15 protein-coding genes are annotated in these 20,513 nt (G+C 71.7%); 8 read left to right on the forward strand and 7 right to left on the reverse strand.

Annotated features, from left to right (window positions below; all coding sequences use genetic code 11):
- The gene (locus tag AB0D67_RS16535; RefSeq protein ID WP_362935351.1) at positions 1-1,050 is read left to right on the forward strand and encodes a pectate lyase; all 1,050 of its coding nucleotides are present in this window, start codon (positions 1-3) and stop codon (positions 1,048-1,050) included.
- Between the two features lie 152 nt (positions 1,051-1,202).
- The gene (locus AB0D67_RS16540; protein ID WP_362935354.1) at positions 1,203-2,204 is read left to right on the forward strand and encodes a pectate lyase; all 1,002 of its coding nucleotides are present in this window, start codon (positions 1,203-1,205) and stop codon (positions 2,202-2,204) included.
- A 163-nt stretch (positions 2,205-2,367) separates the two neighbouring features.
- Here the strand turns inward: AB0D67_RS16540 and AB0D67_RS16545 are convergent, their stop codons facing one another.
- A complete protein-coding gene (locus AB0D67_RS16545) occupies positions 2,368-3,015 on the reverse strand; it encodes an HAD family hydrolase (protein ID WP_362935357.1) in 648 nt (215 codons plus the stop codon).
- A gap of 393 nt (positions 3,016-3,408) precedes the next feature.
- Between AB0D67_RS16545 and AB0D67_RS16550 the strand changes: the two genes are divergently transcribed.
- From AB0D67_RS16550 to AB0D67_RS16560, 3 genes are all read left to right on the forward strand, one after another.
- Positions 3,409-3,981, forward strand: a complete 573-nt coding sequence (locus tag AB0D67_RS16550) for a dihydrofolate reductase family protein (RefSeq protein WP_362935360.1) — start codon at positions 3,409-3,411, stop codon at positions 3,979-3,981.
- Between the two features lie 58 nt (positions 3,982-4,039).
- The gene (locus AB0D67_RS16555) at positions 4,040-4,531 is read left to right on the forward strand and encodes an NUDIX hydrolase (protein WP_362935363.1); all 492 of its coding nucleotides are present in this window, start codon (positions 4,040-4,042) and stop codon (positions 4,529-4,531) included.
- A 294-nt stretch (positions 4,532-4,825) separates the two neighbouring features.
- Entirely contained in the window at positions 4,826-5,458 is a 633-nt protein-coding gene (locus AB0D67_RS16560) for a Uma2 family endonuclease (protein WP_362935366.1), read from the forward strand.
- Between the two features lie 16 nt (positions 5,459-5,474).
- On the opposite strand, the gene hrpA is transcribed toward AB0D67_RS16560, so the two are convergent.
- From hrpA to ppgK, 3 genes are all read right to left on the reverse strand, one after another.
- A complete protein-coding gene (gene hrpA, locus AB0D67_RS16565; RefSeq protein WP_362935369.1) occupies positions 5,475-9,344 on the reverse strand; it encodes an ATP-dependent RNA helicase HrpA in 3,870 nt (1,289 codons plus the stop codon).
- A 184-nt stretch (positions 9,345-9,528) separates the two neighbouring features.
- Positions 9,529-11,835 carry a glycoside hydrolase family 6 protein gene (locus AB0D67_RS16570; RefSeq protein WP_362935372.1) on the reverse strand — a complete coding sequence of 769 codons (2,307 nt, stop codon included), beginning with the start codon at positions 11,833-11,835 and terminating at the stop codon, positions 9,529-9,531.
- Positions 11,836-11,991: 156 nt separating this feature from the next.
- Complete coding sequence (ppgK, locus tag AB0D67_RS16575) at positions 11,992-12,726, reverse strand: polyphosphate--glucose phosphotransferase (RefSeq protein WP_362935375.1); 735 nt, start codon at positions 12,724-12,726, stop codon at positions 11,992-11,994.
- A gap of 293 nt (positions 12,727-13,019) precedes the next feature.
- On the opposite strand from ppgK, the gene AB0D67_RS16580 reads away from it, so the two are divergent.
- A complete protein-coding gene (locus AB0D67_RS16580) occupies positions 13,020-13,538 on the forward strand; it encodes a hypothetical protein (RefSeq protein ID WP_362935378.1) in 519 nt (172 codons plus the stop codon).
- Here AB0D67_RS16580 and AB0D67_RS16585 read toward each other — a convergent pair.
- The gene (locus tag AB0D67_RS16585) at positions 13,523-15,187 is read right to left on the reverse strand and encodes an ABC-F family ATP-binding cassette domain-containing protein (RefSeq protein WP_362935381.1); all 1,665 of its coding nucleotides are present in this window, start codon (positions 15,185-15,187) and stop codon (positions 13,523-13,525) included. The genes AB0D67_RS16580 and AB0D67_RS16585 overlap by 16 nt on opposite strands.
- A 229-nt stretch (positions 15,188-15,416) precedes the next feature.
- Here AB0D67_RS16585 and AB0D67_RS16590 point away from each other — a divergent pair, with 229 nt between their 5' ends.
- Both AB0D67_RS16590 and AB0D67_RS16595 read left to right on the forward strand, forming a co-directional pair.
- Positions 15,417-16,223 carry an SAM-dependent methyltransferase gene (locus AB0D67_RS16590; RefSeq protein ID WP_362935384.1) on the forward strand — a complete coding sequence of 269 codons (807 nt, stop codon included), beginning with the start codon at positions 15,417-15,419 and terminating at the stop codon, positions 16,221-16,223.
- Positions 16,223-17,119 (forward strand): TIGR03619 family F420-dependent LLM class oxidoreductase, encoded by an 897-nt coding sequence (locus AB0D67_RS16595; protein ID WP_362935387.1) that lies wholly within the window; start codon positions 16,223-16,225, stop codon positions 17,117-17,119. Before AB0D67_RS16590 ends, AB0D67_RS16595 begins: the two co-directional genes overlap by 1 nt.
- Before the next feature lie 82 nt (positions 17,120-17,201).
- Here the strand turns inward: AB0D67_RS16595 and AB0D67_RS16600 are convergent, their stop codons facing one another.
- Together AB0D67_RS16600 and AB0D67_RS16605 are read right to left on the reverse strand one after the other, a co-directional pair.
- Entirely contained in the window at positions 17,202-18,239 is a 1,038-nt protein-coding gene (locus AB0D67_RS16600; protein WP_362935390.1) for a family 2 encapsulin nanocompartment cargo protein polyprenyl transferase, read from the reverse strand.
- Between the two features lie 71 nt (positions 18,240-18,310).
- Entirely contained in the window at positions 18,311-19,696 is a 1,386-nt protein-coding gene (locus AB0D67_RS16605) for a family 2B encapsulin nanocompartment shell protein (RefSeq protein ID WP_362935393.1), read from the reverse strand.
- Between the last annotated feature and the right edge of the window lie 817 nt (positions 19,697-20,513).

The raw sequence follows: 20,513 nt of genomic DNA on the forward strand, positions 1-20,513 counted from the left end.
ATGAGCATCCGTCCCCTTCCCCGCCCCGGCCGCCCGGCCACCGTCACCGCGCTCGCCGCCGTACTCGCCGCCGCCGCGCTCACCGGCGCCTCACCCGCGGCGACCGCCGCCTCCGGCTCCCGCACCGGGGCCGGGACGGCCGCGGCCTACGCGCCCTCCTGCTCCGGCTCACCGATCGGCTTCGCCACGGTTGACGCGCTCGGCCGGAACGGCACCACCGGCGGCGCCGGAGGACCCGTCGTCACCGTCACCACGGCCGCGGCCCTGAAGGACTACGCCGGGCGTCCCGGCCCGTACGTCATCCTGGTCTCCGGCCGGATCCAGTTCTCCGGCATGATCACCGTCATCGCCGACAAGAGCGTTCTGGGCGTGGGCTCGACCGCCGAGATCACCGGCGGCGGCCTGCAGCTGGGGTCCACCACCCGGCCGGGCAACAACGTGATCATCCGGAACATCCGGTTCACCGGAGCGTCCGACGACTCGATCAGCGTGACCAACAAGGCGCACCACGTCTGGATCGACCACAACGACCTGTCGGGCGGCTACGACGGCCTCATCGACATCAAGCGGGAGTCGGACTACGTCACCGTCTCCTGGAACCACCTGCACCACCACAGCAAGGCGATGCTGCTCGGTCACTCCGACAACTACACCGCCGACATCGGGAAGCTGCGGGTCACCTACGACCACAACTTCTTCGACGGCACCGACCAGCGGCACCCGCGCGTCCGCTTCGCCGAGCCGGTCCACGTCCTCAACAACTACTACCGCGGCAACGCCCTGTACGGCGTGGCCTCGACCGAGAACGCGGGCGTACTCGTGGAGGGCAACTACTTCGAGAACGTCGCCCACCCCATCTACGTCGGCTACGACAAGAGCGGCCCCGGCCGGGTGGTCGAGCGGAACAACCGCTACGTCGGCTCGGGCACGCCGCAGACGGCCGGGACTGTCGTCGAGCCGCGCACGTACTACCCGTACACCGTCGACGACCCGGCGACCGTCCCGGCGACCGTGCCGGCCGGCGCGGGCGTCGGCAGAATCGACTGTTAGCGCCTGGTCCATGGATCCTCCCGTCCGCCGCGGTCCCCGCAGCGACGGACGTCCGTGAGACAGCCCCCGCGACCCGGGCCCGCGGACCCCTCCCGCGCCCCGTGCGATCCCCTCTATCCCGCACACCTCGCCGGAAGGCAGGCACCATCACCATGACCGACCACACGTTCAGGCGGCGGACCCTCCTCCGCGCCTCCACCGCCGCCGCCCTGGCGGCCGTCCTCGCCGTCCCGGCGACCGCGGACACCGCGGAGGCCGCGGCCGACGCCCCGATCGGCTTCGCCTCCGTCAACGCCCTCGGCCAGAACGGCACCACCGGCGGCGCCGGCGGGCGGACGGTCACCGCGACCAACGCCGCCGAGTTCCTCGGCTACATCGACAGCAAGGAGACGCTCGTCATCCGGGTGGCGGGCACCATCCCGATCAGCAGCAAGCAGGGGGTGCGGCCGAACAAGACCATCATCGGCGTGGGCGCCTCCGGCCACATCACCGGTGGCGGCCTGGACTTCTACCGCTCCTACAACGTGATCGTCCGCAACATCCGGTTCACCGACGCCGACGACGACGCGGTCAACATCGGGCGGGAGTCACACCACATCTGGATCGACCACAACACCTTCTCCGGCGCGGCCGACGGCTCGGTCGACGTGGTGCGCGGCGCCGACTACGTCACCGTGTCGTGGAACCACTTCGACCACACTGACAAGACCATGCTGATCGGCAACTCCGACGGCGCCGCCTCAACCGACATCGGCCACCTGAAGGTGACCGTCCACCACAACTTCTTCGACAACAGCCGGCAGCGCCACCCGCGCGTCCGCTTCGGCGAACCGGTCCACGTCTTCAACAACTACTTCCTCGGCAACGCCCTGTACGGCGTGGCCTCGACCGAGAACGCGGGCGTGCTCGTGGAGGGCAACTACTTCCAGGACGTGCCCCACCCGCTCCACTCGACCGGCGGGTACGCCGACAGCGGGCCGGGCAGGGCGATGCAGCGCGACAACGTCTACGTGAACTCCGGGCCCCCGGAGACCGGCGGCACCGTCGTCGAGCCGCGCACCTACTACGCCTACACCCTCGACGCCGCGTCCGGCGTCCCGGTGGCGGTGCGGGCCGGCGCCGGCGTCGGCGCGCAGTGGGGACCCCCCGCCTGACGGTTCCCGGATCGGGCGGGCCGGCGCCCGGGACGCCGGGGAGCCGTCTGACGCTTCTTCGGCGGGCGGACCTGCCGGGACGCCGGAGACCCGCCGACGGCTCCCCTGCCGGACCGGTGCCGGGCCGTGCTTCCGGACGCCCCGGCACCGGCCCGGTGCGCGGTCAGCGCCGGAGGAGCGCGGCCAGGGCGTGCAGGTCGTCGACGACGTGGTCGGCCTCGGCCGCCTCGGGCCGGGCGGCGTGCAGGTGACCCCACGGGCCGCGGCGGATCAGCGCGGTCCGCATGCCCGCCGCGCCGGCCGGGCGGACGTCGTTGTCGAGCCGGTCGCCCACGTAGAGGATCTCCTCCGGCTCGCGGCCCGACACCGCGACGACCTTGGCGAAGAACTCCGGGGCCGGCTTGGCCACGCCCCAGCCGTCGGAGGTGTGGATCGCATGGACCGGCAGGTCCATCGCGGCCAGCGCGTCGTACGCCTGCGGAGGCTGGTTGCCCGCGATGATCAGCTCGTACCCGAGGTCGCGGAGCGCGGCCAGGCCGGGCCGTACGTCGGGGTAGAGGTCGTCGGCGTCGAAGTTCACCCGGAGCCCGTCGGGGTCGTCGCGCTTCCACGCCTCCTGCTCGGCCTCCAGGTCGAAGCCTGGCCGCAGCAGCTCGAAGACGTCGGAGTGCGGCCGGTCGAGGGCGGCCATGCCGCCCAGCATGCCGAGCAGCGTGAACCGGGTGACTCCGAGCCGGTCGGCCCAGCGTGACCAGATCCGCGTCTCGTCGATCAACGTCTCCCCGACGTCGAACACCACCGCCCGAACCATGACATATCCCCTTTCGGCAGGCCGGACCGATCCTAGACGAGCGGGCATCGGGTCGTTCGCCTGGGAGAACGGCGGTCGCCCCATCATCGCCGATCGCCCCGCCGCCGGTCGCCTCCTCGCTGCCGGTCGCCCCGTCACCGCCGACCGTACCGTCACCGCCGGCCGTACCGCGCCTTCACCGCGCGCCGGGTCTCACGGCGGCGGACCGGTGACGAGCGCGTGCGACTCCCGCCCCGGCACTCCTTCCGGAGGGCGCTCCCCCCGCACTGCGGAGGAGTTCCGCGACCCGCCCGGAATGATCTCCCGCGGAATGTCAAGAACGCGTCAGCGGCTCCGACCTACCGGCGGGAGTGCCCACCGGGGCGCTCTCCGCACACGACAGAGGAGCACGGCATGCGCAAGATCATCTACTGGGTCCACGCGTCGCTCGACGGCCACATCGAGGGGCCGAACGGCGAGTTCGACTGGGCCGCCATGGGACCGGAGCTGTCCGCCCACTCCATGGCACTCAGCGAGCGGGTGGACACCTTCCTCTACGGGCGCCCGGTGTGGGAGATGATGTCGGGCTTCTGGCCGCACGCGGAATCGATGTCGGACGATCCGCACGACCTGGCGTTCGCCCCCATCTGGCGGAGGACCCCGAAGATCGTCTTCTCCACGACCCTCGAAGCGGCCGACTGGGACGCCCGGGTCATCGGCGGCGACCTCGCCGGGGAGGTCACCGCGCTGAAGCGGCAGCCCGGCCGGGACATGCTGCTCAACGGCGGCGCGAGCCTCGGGGCCGCCCTCGGCGGGCTCGGCCTGATCGACGAGTACCAGGTCATCGTCCACCCGGTCGTCCTCGGCGGTGGCAGGCGGTTGTTCCCCGAGACGAAGGACCGCCTCGGTCTGCGGCTCATCGAGTCGCGGATCCTCGACTCCCGGGCCGTCCTGCTCCGCTATGAGCCCGCCGCGCCCCCCGCCTGACAGGGACGCGCGTCGGCGGCGCGACGGGCGGGCCGGGGTGTCCTGTTAGCGTGACGGGGTGAGCAAGGTCTTCCTGGAGCCGTCCGAGTGGTACGCCACACTGCCCAGCGTGTTCACCTCGGCCGCCGTGCTGGTCACCGACGCCGACGACCGGGTCCTACTGGTCAAGCCGAACTACCGGCCGGGCTGGAGCCTTCCCGGCGGGATCGTCGAGAACGGCGAGGCGCCGCACGACTGCGCCGCGCGCGAGGCGATGGAGGAGCTGGGCGTGCCGGTCGAGGTGGGCGGGCTGCTCGTGGTGCACTGGTCGCCACCGGCCGGGGACCGTCCCCGCTCCATGGTGAACTTCCTGTTCGACGGCGGCGTGCTGGACGACCCGTCGCGCATCCGGCTGCAGGCCGACGAGCTGGACGACGCGGCGTTCCTGGCCTGGGACACCGCCGTCACACTGCTGCCGGAGGTCAGCGCGCCGCGCCTGCCCGCCGCCCGCCTGGCCCGCCGCGAGCGGCGCGCCGTCTACCTCCCCGGCGGCGCCCCCGCGGACGGATGAGCCGTCCCACCGGCCCGGCCCGAGCCGGCCGATGAGCCGTCCCGCCGGCCCGGCCAACGGATGCCCCCACCGGTCCGGACGGTCGGCTTGACCGTCTGCCCGGAGACCAGGTCCGGGACTTCCGGGGACATGGCGGCGAGGCGGATGACCATCGCGCATACCTCGCGTTCCCTGGACGACCCCATGGAATAGTCAGAGTGTGCGTTCGACTACGAAGGGACATGGGTCGTGGTGGTGACAGCACGCGGCGATCTTTTCTCCTACGCCCTCCGGGGCACGCGGTCCCCTCGCACGGTGAGGGAGTTCCGCGACGCGCTTCCCGCCGGGCTCTCCACGCGGATGGAGATCGTCGACGGAAACCTGATCGTTAGGGCTTCCGGCCGCGCGCTTCGGGAATTCTTCGAATCCCTCTCCCCCGAGATCCCCCTGCGCATAGAGATCATCGACGGAAACCTGATCGTGAGCCCTCTCGGAACCCCCCGGCACGCCCGCATCGCCGGAATCCTCAGCCGAGCGCTGATCCCCGTCGAGGACGCCAACGGCTGGGAGAGCTTCGCCGGAAACGTCTACATCTGCATCGAAGGGCCCCGCGACGCCATGGCCCCCGACTACTGCATCGTGCCGCTGAACGCCCCCCTGTGGGGCGACCGGGAGATCCTCTCCTCTGGGGTGATCATGGTGGCCGAGGTCGTCTCACCGGGAAGCGCTCACACGGACCACCTCGTCAAGCCCGGCGTCTACGCCGGCTGCGGCATTCCGATCATGATGATCATCGACCCGGTCGCCTCCCCGCCCGCGGTCACCGTCCTCAGCGACCCCGAGGACGACGCCTACCGGACCACCGTGCACGCCGAACTGGGCAAGCCGGTCCGCATCCCCGCCCCCGTCGACTTCGACCTGGACACCTCGATCTTCCTTCCCGCCTGAGAAGGCGGGACTCCGCTCAGAGGCGTTCCATGGCCTTGCGGATGCGCTTGTCGGAGATCGGGTACGGCGTGCCGAGGGTCTGCGCGAAGTAGCTGACCCGCAGTTCCTGGATCATCCACCGGATCTCCCGGACGTCGTCGTCCGCGCGGCGGGCCGGGGGCAGCTTCTCCACCAGGTCGTGATACTCATCCTCGAGGTCGTGGATCTTGTACATCCGCTCCTCGTCGCGGAACGGGTCGTCGGCCATCTTCTCCAGCCGCCGCTCCGCCGCCCTGAGGTAGCGCAGCAGGTCGGTCAGGCGTTTGTGGCCGGTGGCGGTGACGAACCCCGGGTAGACCAGGTCGCCCACCTGATCGCGGACGTCCTCGACCGCGGGGGTGGAGCGCGCCTCGGCCAGGCGACTGGAGACGGCGTGCCAGACGGCCAGGATGTCCCGGACCCGTGAGACCACCTCCTCGGTGGTGTCGAACAGCTCGGCACGGACCTTGTCGTGCAGGGCGGTGAAGGCCGGCCCGTCCCAGACCGGCCCGCCGTACTCGCTCATGAGCCGGTCGGCGGCGCAGGCGACGCAGTCGTCGAAGAGGGCGACGGCGCCGGCGTGCGGGCTGCGGCTGAGGGCGAGCTTGGCCTGGTTGTCCAGGCGGCCGAGCACCTGCTTGGCCGGAGAGGGTGTGTTCAGCAGCAGCAGCCTGCGGGTGCCCTCCCACATGGCGCGGCGCTGCTCGGTCTCGGTCTCGAACATCCGCACGGCCACGGTCGCGCCCTCGTCGGCCAGCGCCGGGTACGCCTTCATCCGGCGCTGCTCGAACGTCTTCGGCAGCTCCCCCAGACTCCAGGTGGTCAGGCCCGACTTCTCCAGCCCGTCGGCGGCCCGGGAGAGGGTCTGGCGGAGCCGGGGGGCGAGCCGCCGCTTGAGGTCGGCGAGGTCCTTGCTCTCGGCGATCCTCTCCTTGCGGCCGCCGATGACCCGGAAGGTGATCCGCAGGTGGTCGGGGACCTGGTCGAGCCGCCACGCCTCGCGAGGCACCCACACGCCGGTGAGGGCGGCCAGTTCCCGCTCCAGCACCGCCAGCAGCGGCTCCCGGGTGGGCTCGGCCCGCTGGAGCACCTGCTTGGCGTAGTTGGGGGCGGGCACGAAGTTGCGGCGGATCTCCTTGGGCAGGGACCGGATGAGCGCGGTGAGCAGTTCCTCGCGCAGACCGGGGATCTGCCAGTCGAAGCCGTCGGGGTTGACCTGGTTGAGCAGGGCCAGCGGGATGTGCGCGGTGACGCCGTCGGCGTCGGCTCCGGGCTCGAACTGGTAGGTCAGCGGGAAGCGCAGGCTCCCCTGGCGCCAGACGTCGGGGTAGTCGCGCTGGCTGACGTCGCCCGCCGCGTCGCTGATCAGCATCGACTTCTCGAAGCTGAGCAGGTCGGGCTGGTCGTTCCTGGCCTTCTTCCACCAGGAGTCGAAGTGTCGGCCGGAGACGACGTCGGCCGGGATGCGCTGCTCGTAGAAGTCGAACAGGGTCTCGTCGTCCACGAGGATGTCGCGGCGGCGGGCCCGCTCCTCCAGTTCCTCGACCTCCGACAGGAGTTTGCGGTTCTCCTTGAAGAAGGCGTGGTGGGTCTCCCAGTCGCCCTCGACCAGGGCGTGCCGGATGAACAGCTCGCGGCTCAGCTCGGGGTCGATGCGGCCGTAGTTGACCTTGCGCTGCGCCACGATGGGCACGCCGTACAGGGTGACCTTCTCGTACGCCATCACCGCGCCCTGGTTCTTCTCCCAGTGCGGCTCGGAGTAGGTGCGCTTGACGAGGTGCTGGGCCATCGGCTCGACCCACTCGGGCTCGATCTTGGCGTTGACCCGGGCCCACAGGCGGGAGGTCTCCACCAGCTCGGCGGACATCACCCACAGGGGCTGCTTCTTCGCCAGCGCCGACCCGGGGAAGATCGCGAAGCGGGCGTTCCGCGCGCCGATGTACTCGGTCATCGGGCGGCGGGGGCCGTTCGTGTCCTTCTTGTCGATGTCCTTGACGCCGACGTGCGACAGCAGGCCGGACAGCAGGGAGACGTGGATCTTCTGCTCGTCGCCGGGGACGCCGTTCAGGGTGACGCCGAGGGACTTCGACATCTGGCGGAGCTGGCCGTAGACGTCCTGCCACTCGCGGACCCGCAGGTAGTTGAGGAAGTCGGCCTTGCAGAGCCGCCGGAACGCGCTGGAGGACAGCTCCTTCTGCTGCTCCTGCAGGTGGTTCCAGAGGTTCAGGTAGGAGACGAAGTCCGACTCCTTGTCGGCGAACCGGCGGTGCTTCTCGTCGGCGGCCTGCTGCTTGTCGGCGGGACGCTCGCGTGGGTCCTGGATGGACAGCGCGGCGGCGATGACCATGACCTCGCGGACGCAGCCGTTGCGGTCGGCCTCGATGACCATGCGGGCCAGGCGGGGGTCCACCGGCAGGCCGGCCAGTTTGCGGCCGAGCGGGGTGATCTCCCGGACCTTGTCGAACGCGCCCAGCTCCAGCAGCAGGTCGTAGCCGTCCCTGACCTGGCGCTGGTCCGGCGGCTCGACGAAGGGGAAGGCGCCGATGTCGCCCAGGCCGATGGAGGTCATCTGCAGGATGACCGAGGCGAGGTTGGTGCGCAGGATCTCCGGGTCGGTGAACTCCGGCCGGGAGACGAAGTCCTCCTCGCTGTAGAGGCGGATGCAGACGCCCTCTGAGACGCGGCCGCAGCGGCCCTTGCGCTGGTTGGCCGACGCCTGGGAGATCGCCTCGATGGGCAGCCGCTGGACCTTGGTGCGGTGGCTGTAGCGGGAGATCCGGGCGAAGCCGGGGTCCACGACGTACTTGATGCCGGGGACGGTCAGCGAGGTCTCGGCGACGTTGGTGGCCAGCACGATGCGGCGGCCGGAGTGGCGCTGGAAGACCCGGTGCTGCTCGGCGGCCGACAGCCGGGCGTACAGCGGCAGCACCTCGGCGTCCTTGCGTTTGGACAGGGCGTCGGCGGTGTCGCGGATCTCCCGCTCGCCGCTGAGGAAGACGAGGATGTCGCCCGGTCCCTCGGCGCACAGCTCGTCCACGGCGTCGCTGATCGCCTGGATCTGGTCGTCGTCCTCCTCCACCGGCCGGTAGCGGACCTCGACGGGGTACGTACGGCCGGACACCTCCACGATGGGGGCGTCGCCGAAGTGCCGGGAGAACCGCTCGGGGTCGATCGTGGCCGAGGTGATGACGATCTTCAGGTCGGGCCGGCGGGGCAGGAGCTGCTTGAGGTAGCCGAGAATGAAGTCGATGTTGAGGCTGCGCTCGTGCGCCTCGTCGATGATGAGCGTGTCGTACTGGGCGAGGTCCCGGTCGCCCTGCAGCTCCGCCAGCAGGATGCCGTCGGTCATCACCTTGACGAGCGTGCCGTCGCTCACCTGGTCGGTGAAGCGCACCTTGTAGCCCACGGCCTCGCCGAGCGGGGTGTCCAGCTCCTCGGCGACGCGTTCGGCGACGGTCCGGGCGGCGATCCGGCGCGGCTGGGTGTGCCCGATGAGGCCCTTGACGCCCCGGCCCAGCTCCAGGCAGATCTTCGGCAGCTGGGTGGTCTTGCCGGAACCGGTCTCACCGGCGACGATCACGACCTGGTGGTCGCGGATCGCCTCCAGGATGTCGTCCCTGCGGCGGCTGACCGGCAGGCTCTCCGGATAGGTGATCGCGGGCACGCCCGCGCGCCGCTCGGCGACCCGGCGCTCGGCCTTCTCGATGTCGGAGGTGATCTCCGCGGCGATCTTCTGCTGCGCGGCGCGGTTCCTGACCTTGCGGGCGCCGTCGAGCCGGCGCCGCAAACGGCGCTGGTCACGCAGAGTGAGTTCGGGCAGGCGCGCGTGGAGCTGAGCGAGCGGAGATGTCAAAGGAGGCGTTCCCATACTGCTTCCAGAGTACTTTCAGCCCGAAGTTCCGGAGCCGACCGCCCATCGTGCCCGACCGCCCGCCGCGCCCGCATCCCAATATCCCGGCGCCCCTTCTCCCGGGCTGGAGACGCCCGGGAAAAGGGGCGGGTCCCCGGCCGCCAAGGCGGCCGGGGACCCGGTGAGAGGGATCAGGAGGAGGCTAGTTGATCGCCGGGTAGGCGTTCTTGAGCAGCTCCTGGAACTGGGCGGAGAACCACTGGCCGGAGATCGGCGCGTTCGGCAGGGCACCGCTCAGGCTGTTGCCGTTGCGCGCGTTGCCGGTGTAGGTCGGGTCGCACATCCGGTCGAAGCCCTTGCCCTCGTCGTTGGGGATCGCGGAGCTGGAGCCGTCGGACTCGCCCGGAGGCTTGATCCAGACGTAGGCGTCGAGGCCGGGGGCGGGGCTGGCCTGCGGGCGCTCACCGAGGCCGGCGCCCTTCTGGTTGCACCAGTTGCCGGCGTGGATGCGCCGGTCGACCCGCGACTGGTCGACGAAGGTGTTGACGTCGGTGGAGGTGCTGGGAGCCGCCGGACGGGCCGAGCCGCCCCAGCCGTTGCGGGAGGTGTCGATCAGCATGCCGAGGGTGGACTTGAAGCCCTTCTGGATGAGCAGGTTCCGGAAGGCCTGGGCGTAGCTGAGCTCGTCGACGTAGAAGTTCCAGTCGACCCACTTCGACTGGCGGACGGTCTGGCCGTTCACCGTCGTGTTGATGGTGAAGTGGGGCTCCTTGAGCGCCGAGTAGTTGGCGGTGTTGGTGATGAAGCCGTCCACGCTGTCGAAGCCCGCGGCGGTGCCGGAGACGGTGCTGGCGAACAGGTCGGCCGAGGGGCCGAAGTTGGTGTCCCAGCCCAGCCAGCCGTGGTGGCCGGCGTCGACGTAGGTGTAGACGTTCTTGATCGCGTGGAGCTTGTCCAGCGCGTAGCGGACGCCGTCGACGTAGGCGCCGCTCGTCTTGGCCTCCTGGCAGTCAGGCACGTTGAGGTTGGTGACCAGGTTGGGCAGCGAGTCGATCTCGACGATCGACACGATCCGCAGGGCCGCGTACTTCGGGTCCTTCATGATCGCGGCGATCGGGTCGATGTACTCGGTCTTGTACCGGGTCAGGCCGTTCTGGGAGATGCGCAGTTCGCCGTTGGAGGCCAGCGCCGAGCAGTCGCGGTTCGGCAGGTTGTAGATGACGAACTGGACCGTCAGCGGCTTGCTGCCGTTGGCCGCGTCCTGCTTGACCGCCTCGTCGAGGTGGGCGCGCAGGCCCTTGGCCGAGGCGGTTCCCTCGATGGCGGCGATGCGGTCCAGCCACACGCCGGTCGAGATGTCGGCCACGGCGGCGCCGCCCGGTTCGGCGGCGGCCTTGGACGACCAGTCGGGGTTGACGTAGCCGGTGGCGCCGGCGTACGGGTTGTCGACGTGCTCGCCGGGCGGCGGCGTGGTGACGTCGTCGTCGTCCTCGGTCGCGGTGACGGAGGCGCCGGTGTGGCCGGTGGCCGCGGCGGCGATGGTGGCGGTGCCGTTGACCTGGTCGCTGTCCTGGGCCGCCGAGACCGTCACGTTCTGCGCCGTGCTCCAGTTGGAGGGCGTGAAGGTGAGCGTGGACGGCGTGATCGTGATGTCGGTGTCACCCGTCTTGGTCAGGTTGACCGTGACGTTGGAGGTGGGAGCCGCGCTGAGCTTGAAACCGACCGTCTTGGAGCCGCCCTCGGGCACGGTGACCGCGGTCGAGGTGGCGACGATCGACGGGGTGCCGGTCCCGCCGCCGACGGTGAAGGGCACCGCGGCGGTCTCCTTGGACAGCGCCGGGGAGGCGTTGTCGTAGGCCTTGGCCTTGGCGGTGTGGCTGCCGGCCCCCACGTTCGCCGCCGAGAAGCTGTACGGGGCGGTGGTGTCGGTGTTGACCAGGGTGTCGTCGATGTAGAACTCGACCTTGCTCACCCCGCCGTCGTCACTGGCCGTCGCCGCGAGCGGCACGGCCGAGCCCGCCGGGATGGAGGCGCCGCTGGCCGGGCTGGTCAGGCTCACCGTGGGCGGCTGGTTGGTCGGGGTGGTCCCGCCGCAGGTGACGCCGTTGACCGTGAAGGAGGTGGGCTTGGGGTTGCTCCCGCTCCACGATCCGTTGAAGCCGATGCTGGTCGACGCGCCGGTGGCGAGGTTGCCGTTCCAGTCGATGTTCTTCGCGGTGACCTGGTTGCCGCTCTGGCTCCAGGTGGCCGACCAGCCCTGCTGCACCTTCTGGGTGCCGGGGAAGGCGAAGCCGAGGGTCCAGCCGTTCAGCGGGTCGCCGAGGTTCTTCAGGTTGATGTTGGCGGTGAAGCCGCCCTGCCACTCGTTGGTGGTGTAGGTGACGTCACACGAGACGGCGGCGTGCGCCGTCGCGGCCGGGCCGGCGGCCAGGCCCGCGGCGGCCACCAGCAGGGCCGTCGAAGTCGCCGCCCGGTGCAACCAGGCGCGGCGACGCGGATGAGAACTCATTCTCGATCATCTCCAGGACGTGGGTGGGAGCGCTCCCATAGTCCGGAGGTTTCGGGAATGTGTACAGGGTGTTGCGCGGCGGAGACGGCCCTCCAGGGCCGTCCCCGCTGCTGACCTCACCGAACGTCCTTCCAGTCCGATGAAAGTTTCAGACGTCTACGCCTTCGCCGCCGCCATGGCGGCCCCCACGATGCCCGCCTCGTTCAGCAGGGCCGCCGGGACGACCGGGGTGCGCAGCCGTACCTTGGGCAGAAACTTCTCCGACTTCTTGCTGACCCCGCCGCCGACCACGATCAGCGCCGGGGAGAACAGCATCTCCACGTGCCGCAGGTACTCCTCCACCCGCTCGGCCCACTTGTCCCAGCTCAGGTCGTGCGCCTCGCGTGCGTGGTCCGAGGCCCGCCTCTCGGCCTCCTTGCCGTGGAGCTCCAGGTGCCCGAGCTCGGTGTTGGGCACCAACCGGCCGTCGGCGAACAACGCGCTGCCGATCCCGGTGCCGAACGTCAGCATCAGCACCACCCCGGCCGTCTCCCTGGCCGCGCCGTGCGTCATCTCGGCCACCCCGGCCGCGTCGGCGTCGTTGAGCACCGTCACGGACAGGCCCGTGGCCTTGGCGAACAGCGCCCGCGCGTCCAGGCCGATCCACGACCGGTCCACGTTGGCGGCCGACATCGTGACCCCGTCGACCACGACCCCGGGAAAGGTGATCCCGACCGGCCCCGTCCACGCGAAGTGCCCGGTGATCTGCGCGACCACCTCGGCGACCGCCTCCGGCGCGGCGGGGTCCGGGGTCGGGACGCGCAGCCGGTCCCGGGTCAGCCGCCCCGTCGCGACGTCCACCGGGGCGCCCTTGATCCCCGAACCTCCGATGTCGATTCCCAGCGCCTCCATGGCGTCACCTCCCTGCCGGGCTCCCTTCCCCGCGGCGGGCGGGTGATGCCCGCCCGCCGCCGCCCGTCCGGGTGACCGCAGTCGCCGGCCTCCGGGCGCGGGAGCGGTCCGCGGGCCGCGGGCCGCGTCGGTCACCGGACCGGCGGGACCCCCGGTCCCCGAGCGCGGGAGCGGTGCCTGTACCGGCCACCGGTGGTGTCAAGGCCGCTGATACTCGCCTGCAGGTGCGGTCAAGCCCGCTGAAAGCACGTCATAACACACTGCGTGCACCACCTCAGGAAAGGACCGCTCCGATGACCGCCACCCGTCTCCTCACCGGCCTCGCCCTCGCCGCCGCCGCCGTGCTCTCGGCCGTCTCGCTCCCCCCTGCCGCCCAGGCCGCCCAGGCCGCTCAGGTCACCGCCCCCGCCGCCACCGGAGCCGCGGCCCCGGCCGTCGCCTGGGGCCCCCGTTACTCCCCGGGGCGCGGGGCCAAGGCCTCCGGCTCCCTGCGCGCCACCGGCGAGGACCACGCCGACACCCCCGCCGCCGAGACCGTCCGGATCTCCGGGCGCGTCCAGGACCTGACCCGCGCGAGCTCGACCTGCGGCCTGGCGGTCTTCCGGATCACCTACCGGACGCCCGGCGGGGACCTGCCCTTCACGCACCGGACCGTCCGCGACTGCTCGTACGGCACGCCGAAGTCGTTCACGTTCGACCACCACGACGTCTACCAGGTGGAGCTGAAGGTCTGCTCCGAGGCCAGGTCGGCCCAGCCGTCGGTCAACTGCCTCTACGCCGGCACCTGGAAGGTGCTCTACCTGTCGCGCTGACCTCCCGCGCCCGGCCGTTCCGTGATCCGGCCCGCCTCGACGTGGATGTGCCGGGCGGTGTGGACCGCCTCCAGCATCCGCCGGTCGTGGGTGACGAGCAGAAGCGTGCCGGGGTAGGCGGCGAGCGCCGACTCCAGCTGCTCGATCGCGGACAGGTCGAGGTGGTTGGTCGGCTCGTCGAGGACCAGGAGGTTGACGCCCCGGCCCTGGAGCAGCGCCAGGGCGGCACGGGTCCGCTCCCCCGGCGACAGCGTGGCCGCCGGGCGCAGCACGTGCGCCGCACGCAGCCCGAACTTCGCCAGCAGCGTCCGCACGTCCGCGGGCGTCATCTCCGGTACGGCGGCGCCGAAGGCGTCCACCAGCGGCTCGTCGCCCAGGAACAGCCCCCGCGCCTGGTCCACCTCCCCGACGACCACGCCGGGGCCGAGCGAGGCGTGACCCTCCTGGAGGGGGAGCCGCCCGAGGAGCGCGCCCAGCAGGGTGGTCTTGCCCGAGCCGTTCGCGCCGGTGATCGCCACCCGCTCGGCCCAGCCGATCTGCAGGTCCACCGGCCCGAGGGTGAACCCGCCGCGCCGGACCACCGCGCCGCGCAGCGTGGCGACGACCGCCCCGGACCGGGGGGCCACGGCGATCTCCATCCGCAGCTCCCACTCCTTGCGGGGCTCCTCGACCTCCTCCAGGCGCTCGATCATCCGCTCGGTCTGGCGGGCCTTGGCGGCCTGCTTCTCGGTCGTCTCGGTGCGGAAGTTCCGGCCGACCTTGTCGTTGTCGGGAGCCTTGCGCCGCGCGTTCTTGACGCCCTTCTCCATCCAGGCGCGCTGCGTCAGGGCCCGCTGCCGCAGGGCGGTGACGGTGCCCTCGTACTCGTCGTAGGCGTCGCGGGCGCGCTGCCGGGCGATCTCCCGCTCGGCGAGGTAGCCGTCGTAGCCGCCGCCGTAGGAGCGGACCCGCCGCTGGGCGAGGTCGAGCTCGACGACGCGGTCGACCGTCCTGGCGAGGAACTCGCGGTCGTGGCTGACCAGGACCGTCCCGGCGCGCAGGCCGGCGACGAAGCGTTCGAGCCGTTCCAGGCCGTCGAGGTCGAGGTCGTTGGTGGGCTCGTCCAGCAGGAAGACGTCGTAGCGGCTGAGCAGCAGGGACGCCATCCCGGCCCGGGCGGCCTGCCCGCCGGAGAGCGCCGCCATCGGCAGGCCGAGGTCCACCGTCAGGCCGAGCTCGGCGGCGACCTCCCCGGCCCGGTCCTCCAGGTCGGCCCCGCCCAGGGCCAGCCACCTGTCCAGGGCGACGGCGTACTCGTCGTCGGCGCCGGGCCGCCCCTCGACGAGGCCCTCGGTCGCGGTGTCGAGGGCGCGCTGCGCGGCGGCCACCCCGGTCCGCCTGGCCAGGAACGCGGCGACCGTCTCGTCCGCCCGGCGCTCACGCTCCTGGGGGAGGTAGCCGACGGACGCGGTGGGCGGGCTCAGCCGTACGGTGCCGTGCTCGGGCGGCAGCAGCCCGGCCAGGATCCGCATCAGGGTGGACTTGCCGGCCCCGTTCACCCCGACCAGGCCGACCACGTCGCCCGGGGCGACGACGAGGTCCAGGCCGGAGAACAGGGCGCGGTCACCGTGGCCGGCGGCGAGGTCCTTCGCGACGAGGGTGGCGCTCATGACGGCAACGCTATCGGCCACGCCGTCCGGACCTCTCCACGTTTTCCGACCGTACGGCGCCGCCGGACCCCTTCCGCGCCCGGCAGAACCCGCCGCTTGGGACCTTCCGCCCCTCCGAACACTCCCTAGAAGATTTCGTAAATTCCGCTGATTTCGGGAGATGGCGCACTACGCTCTGCCTAAAGATCTTCACACGGGATCTTTCGGGGCTTTCGGGCGGAGGCGGGGCATGGCAGATGAAGAGTGGGCACGCCGCGGAATCGACGTCAACACTCCCAGCGTCGCCCGCCTGTACGACTACTACCTGGGCGGCAAGGACAACTTCGCCTCCGACCGCGCCGCGGCCGAGGAGATCCTCACGGTCGCCCCCGAGGTGCGCACGGCCGCGCGGGAGAACCGCGCCTTCCTCGGCCGGGCGGTCAGGTTCCTCGCCGGCCAGGGAATCCGGCAGTTCCTGGACATCGGCACCGGCCTGCCCACGCAGGGCAACGTCCACGAGGTGGCCCGGCAGATCGCACCGGACTCCCGCGTCGCCTACATCGACAACGACCCGATCGTCCTCACCCACGCCAGGGCGTTGCTGCAGGAGGACCAGCGCCGGGTCATCGTCACCCCCGGCGACCTGCGGACCCCCGAGAGCATCCTCAAATCTCCGGAGATCCAGGACCATCTCGACTTCTCCCAGCCCATGGCCGTGCTACTCGTGGCGGTCATGCACTTCATCACCGAGGCCGACGATCCCCGCCGCATCGTGGCCACACTGCGCGACGCCCTGCCCTCCGGCAGCCACCTGGTGCTGTCCCACGGCACCCGCGACTCCCGGATCGAGGCCGTGGACAAGGGCACCAGCGTCTACAAGCGGGCCAACTCCCCCCTCGTCCTGCGGTCCCGCCAGGAGATCACCGAGCTGTTCGACGGATTCGACCTGCTGGAGCCGGGGGTGGCCTGGCTGCCGGAGTGGCGGCCGGAGGACCCCGCGCTCCACGAGGACCCCTCACGGTCACTGATCCTCTGCGGGGTGGGGAGAAAGCCCTGATGGCGGTCGGCTTCGGGCTGGCGGTGCCGCAGTACGGCCGATTCGCCCGCCCCGAGGCGGTGGTCGCCGTCGCCCGGGAGGCCGAGGCCCGGGGCTTCGACGGCCTGTGGGCGGGCGACCGGCTGCTGACCCCGCTCTCCCCCCGGGACCGCTACCCGGGCGGCGACGGCACCATCCCGCCGGAGCACCGCACGTTCCTGGACCCGCTCGCGGTCCTCACCACCGCCGCGGCCGTCACCTCCCGGATCCGTCTGGGGACCAGCACGCTGAACGCCAACTGGTATCCCCCGGTGCTGCTGGCCCGCTCGCTCACCACGCTCGACGTGCTCAGCGGCGGCCGCCTCGACGCCGGGCTGGGCCTCGGCTGGTCGAGGGACGAGTACGCCGCGGCCGGAGTGCCCTGGAAGGGACGCGCCGCGTGGCTCGACGCCACGATCGACACGCTGGAGGCGGTCTGGCGCGACGACCCGGTGGCCGTCACCGCGCCCGGCTGGAGCATCCCGCCGAGCCACATCGACCCGAAGCCCGTCCAGCGCCCCCGCCCGCCCCTCCTGCTGGCGGGTTTCTCCCCCGCCGCCCTGGAGCGCGTCGGCCGCCGTGCCGACGGCTGGCTCGCGGCCGCCATGCCGGTGCCGCTCCTTACGGGCATGCGGGACGCGATACGGCGGTCCGCCGAACGGGCCGGACGTGACCCGGACGGGATACGCGTCGTCGTACGGGCCAACCCGGTCGTCACGGGGACGGCCGGCGCGACCGTGGAGGAGGTCGGCGGGCGGCTGCGGGCCATCGCCGAGACCGGCGTGCACGAGATCTTCGTCGATCTCCAGCTCACCGCGCGCGACCCCGCCCACCTGCTCGACCTCGCCGAGACCCTGCGCGAGACCGTCCTCCGCTAGTCCTTCGCCGGGACGGCCTGCCCGGCGGGGCTCCCCGCACCGGGGCGGGTCACCCGGCGGCGCCCTCCCGGCCGTACGGCGGTCAGCGGTCGCGCCGGGTGACCAGGCGGGCGAGCGTGGCCAGCTCGGCGACGGGCCGCCGCACCGAGCCCGCCCCCTCCAGATGGCCCAGGGCCCGGCCCAGCAGCTCGCCGGCCCGCTCCCGGCTCCAGGCGCGGGCGCCCGTGGCCTCGACGAGGCCCGCGGCGCGACCCAGGTCGGCCTCGGTCAGGGGCTCCTCCCTGGTGTAGAGGCCGGCCAGCTCCCGCCCCGCCGCGGTGCCGGAGGTGAGCGCCGCCACCACCGGCAGCGACTTCTTACGGCTCCGCAGGTCGGAATGGACGGGCTTGCCGGTCACCGCGGGATCGCCCCAGATGCCCAGCAGATCGTCCACGAACTGGAACGCCAGCCCCAGATCCGCGCCGAAGGCCCGCAGGCCCTCGACACGCTCGGGGTCCGCGCCGCCGAACAGCGCGCCGAGCGCGCACGCGGCGGCCAGCAGCGCGCCGGTCTTGCCCGCCACCATGTCCAGGCACTCGTCCAGCTCGACGTGCCCGCGCCTTTCGAAGGCGACGTCGGAGTGCTGGCCCTCCAGCAGCTCCTGGACCGCGGCGCCGAAGATCCGGGCCGCCTCCGGAGCCGCCGGGCCCCCTGCCGCGAGCACGCCGAAGGCCAGCGTCAGCAGGGAGTCACCGGCCAGGATCGCCGGGCTCACCCCGAAGACGGCCCACGCCGTGGGGCGGTGGCGGCGGGTCCGGTCACCGTCCATCACGTCGTCGTGCAGGAGGGAGAAGTTGTGCGCCAGCTCGACGGCCGCCGCCGCGGGCAGCGCCGCCGCGGCGGCGCCCCCCACGGCCTCCGCCGCCAGCAGCGCCAGCGCGGGCCGGATCGCCTTGCCGCCGTCCGCCTCGACGGGACCGCCGTGCTCGTCCCACCAGCCGAAGTGGTAGCCGGCGATGTGCCGCATCGACGGGGGCAGCCCGTCGGCCGCCGGCCGTATGACGGACTCGACCATCCGGCGGCTCCAGGTCAGCACCTCGGCCGCCGATCGGCCCTCGGCCGCCAGCTCGACAGCGGTCATCTTTTCCCTCCAGTGTGTCCCCCGCCCCCGCGGGGGACCTCGCTCTTGCCCGCGGCCACCCCGCGGGACGGTCAGTAGTGGCCGAGCTCGACGTCCTCCAGCACACCGAGCGCGTCGGGGACCAGGACGGCGGCCGAGTAGTAGGCGCTGACCAGGTAGGAGATGATCGCCTTCTCGTCTATACCCATGAAGCGCACCGACAGACTCGGCTGGTACTCGTCGGGGATGCCGGTCTGGTGCAGGCCGACGACCCCCTGGTGCTCCTCCCCCACCCTGAGGGCGAGGATCGAGGTCGTCCGGTTCGCCGTGATGGGGATCTTGTTGCAGGAGAAGATCGGGATGCCGCGCCAGGCGGGCACCGTGTTGCCGCCGAGGTCGATGCCCAGGGGGTAGAGTCCCCGCCTGCTGCACTCCCGGCCGAACGCCGCGATGGCCGTGGGGTGGGCGAGGATGAAGTGGGTGCTCCTGCGGCGGCTGATCAGCTCGTCCAGGTCGTCCGGCGTGGGCGGTCCGCCGCGGGTGTGGATCCGCTGCTTGAGGTCGGCGTTGTGCAGGAGGCCGAACTCGGGGTTGTTGACCAGCTCGTGCTCCTGGCGCTCGCGCAGCACCTCGATCGTCAGACGGAGCTGCTCCTCCACCTGGTTCATCGGGTCGTTGTACAGGTCCGCCACCCTGCTGTGCACGCGCAGCACGGTCTGCGCCACGCTGAGCTCGTACTCGCGGGGCGCGAGCTCGTAGTCGACGAACGTGCCGGGCAGGTCGGGCTCTCCGCTGTGCCCGGCGGCCACCTCGACGGCCGCCTCGCCGTACCGGTTGCGGGGGCCCCGGGGCTCGGCCAGCAGGCGCAGGTGCGCCTGCAGCGCCTCGGAGCGGCCGTTCACCTCCTGGAAGGCAGCCAGCGGCAGGATCATCGCGATGCCCGAGGTGACGGCCCTGGCGGTGAACTCCCACTCGTCGTGGGGGTCGGTCAGGGTCTCGTCGCCGAAGTGGTCGCCGCCGGCCAGCGTCCCGAGGACGACCTCGTCGCCGTAGGGGCCCGTGCCGATCTTGTTGACCTTGCCGTGGGCGATGATGACGATCTGGTCGGCCGGCTGCCCGGCCTGCACCAGGACGTCTCCGGGCGCGAACTCGCGCTGCTCGAACCGCGCGGCCAGCGCCTCCAGCGTCTCCGAGTCGTCGAAGGTCCGCAGCAGCGGCAGCTCGCACAGCTCCGCCGGGACGACGCTGATCCGCGACCCCGTGGTGACGAAGCTGACCCGCCCGTCTCCCACGGTGTAGGTGAGCCGGCGGTTGACCCGGTAGGTGCCGCCCGAGACCTGCACCCACGGGAGCATCTTCAGCAGCCACCGCGAGGAGATCTCCTGCATCTGCGGGACCGTCTTGGTCGTCGTCGCGAGATTGCGCGCCGCGGCCGTACTCAGGCTGAGCCGCCCCCGGCCCGCGTCGGACTCCGTCACAACACACACCACCTATCCGCACTCGTATCGAAAGGGGGGAGGAACGAAACATGGATCGGAAAATGCGGAATCGACAGATCGCCGGCGGTCGAATCAGCGAGACTTCCAGCGCCCGTAGCGGTCGATCATACCGACCGGCGTCACGGACGGGCTCAATTTTGGGTTCCCGTTAAATGGCCTGTCAAGCTCTGGATATCGCTTGGCAAATTACAAAAAACGCTATTTTCCCAAATCGACCGCAGATAATGAGAGGTGATTTATACCGACATCTCCGGCTCCGCACCGCCGGCCGGACAGGCTCCCGCCGACGGCCCGCCGTTCCCGCACCGCCTCGTTCCGCCCTCGTCCCGACCTGGCCGAGGCCGTACCGGCCTCCACCGGCCCCGCCGGCCCCCGCCGATCCCCTCCGTTCCGGCCGGTGCCCACGGGCCCTCCACCGGCCCGGCCCGGCGCGACCGGCACCGGAGACGTCCCCCTGGAAACCGCGCCCCCTCCCCGCATCCGGCACGGCCGCCCGCGGAACCACCGGGAAAATGCCCTTCCAACCCGGCTGGGATCATCATCATGGAAATAATCCGAAAAAAACGGCGTCGCCCCCGGGAAATCCACCGCCGCCCTCCACCCGCGGCCCGGTGTTTCTCCCCACGGCACACCGGTGAATCCTCCGGAAACGGGTGTCCGGCCCCGCGCGGCGGGTAGGGGCACCCTCCCCGCGGCGCGGACGCGCCGTGCGGGGACGGCTCTCACCGCCCCCCGCACGCGACGTCCTCCCGCGCCGCCGACGGCCCCGCCGGTACGGCACGGCGCGGTGACGCCG

This window comes from Streptosporangium sp. NPDC048047, assembly GCF_040653115.1.
Classification (GTDB): Bacteria; Actinomycetota; Actinomycetes; order Streptosporangiales; family Streptosporangiaceae; genus Streptosporangium.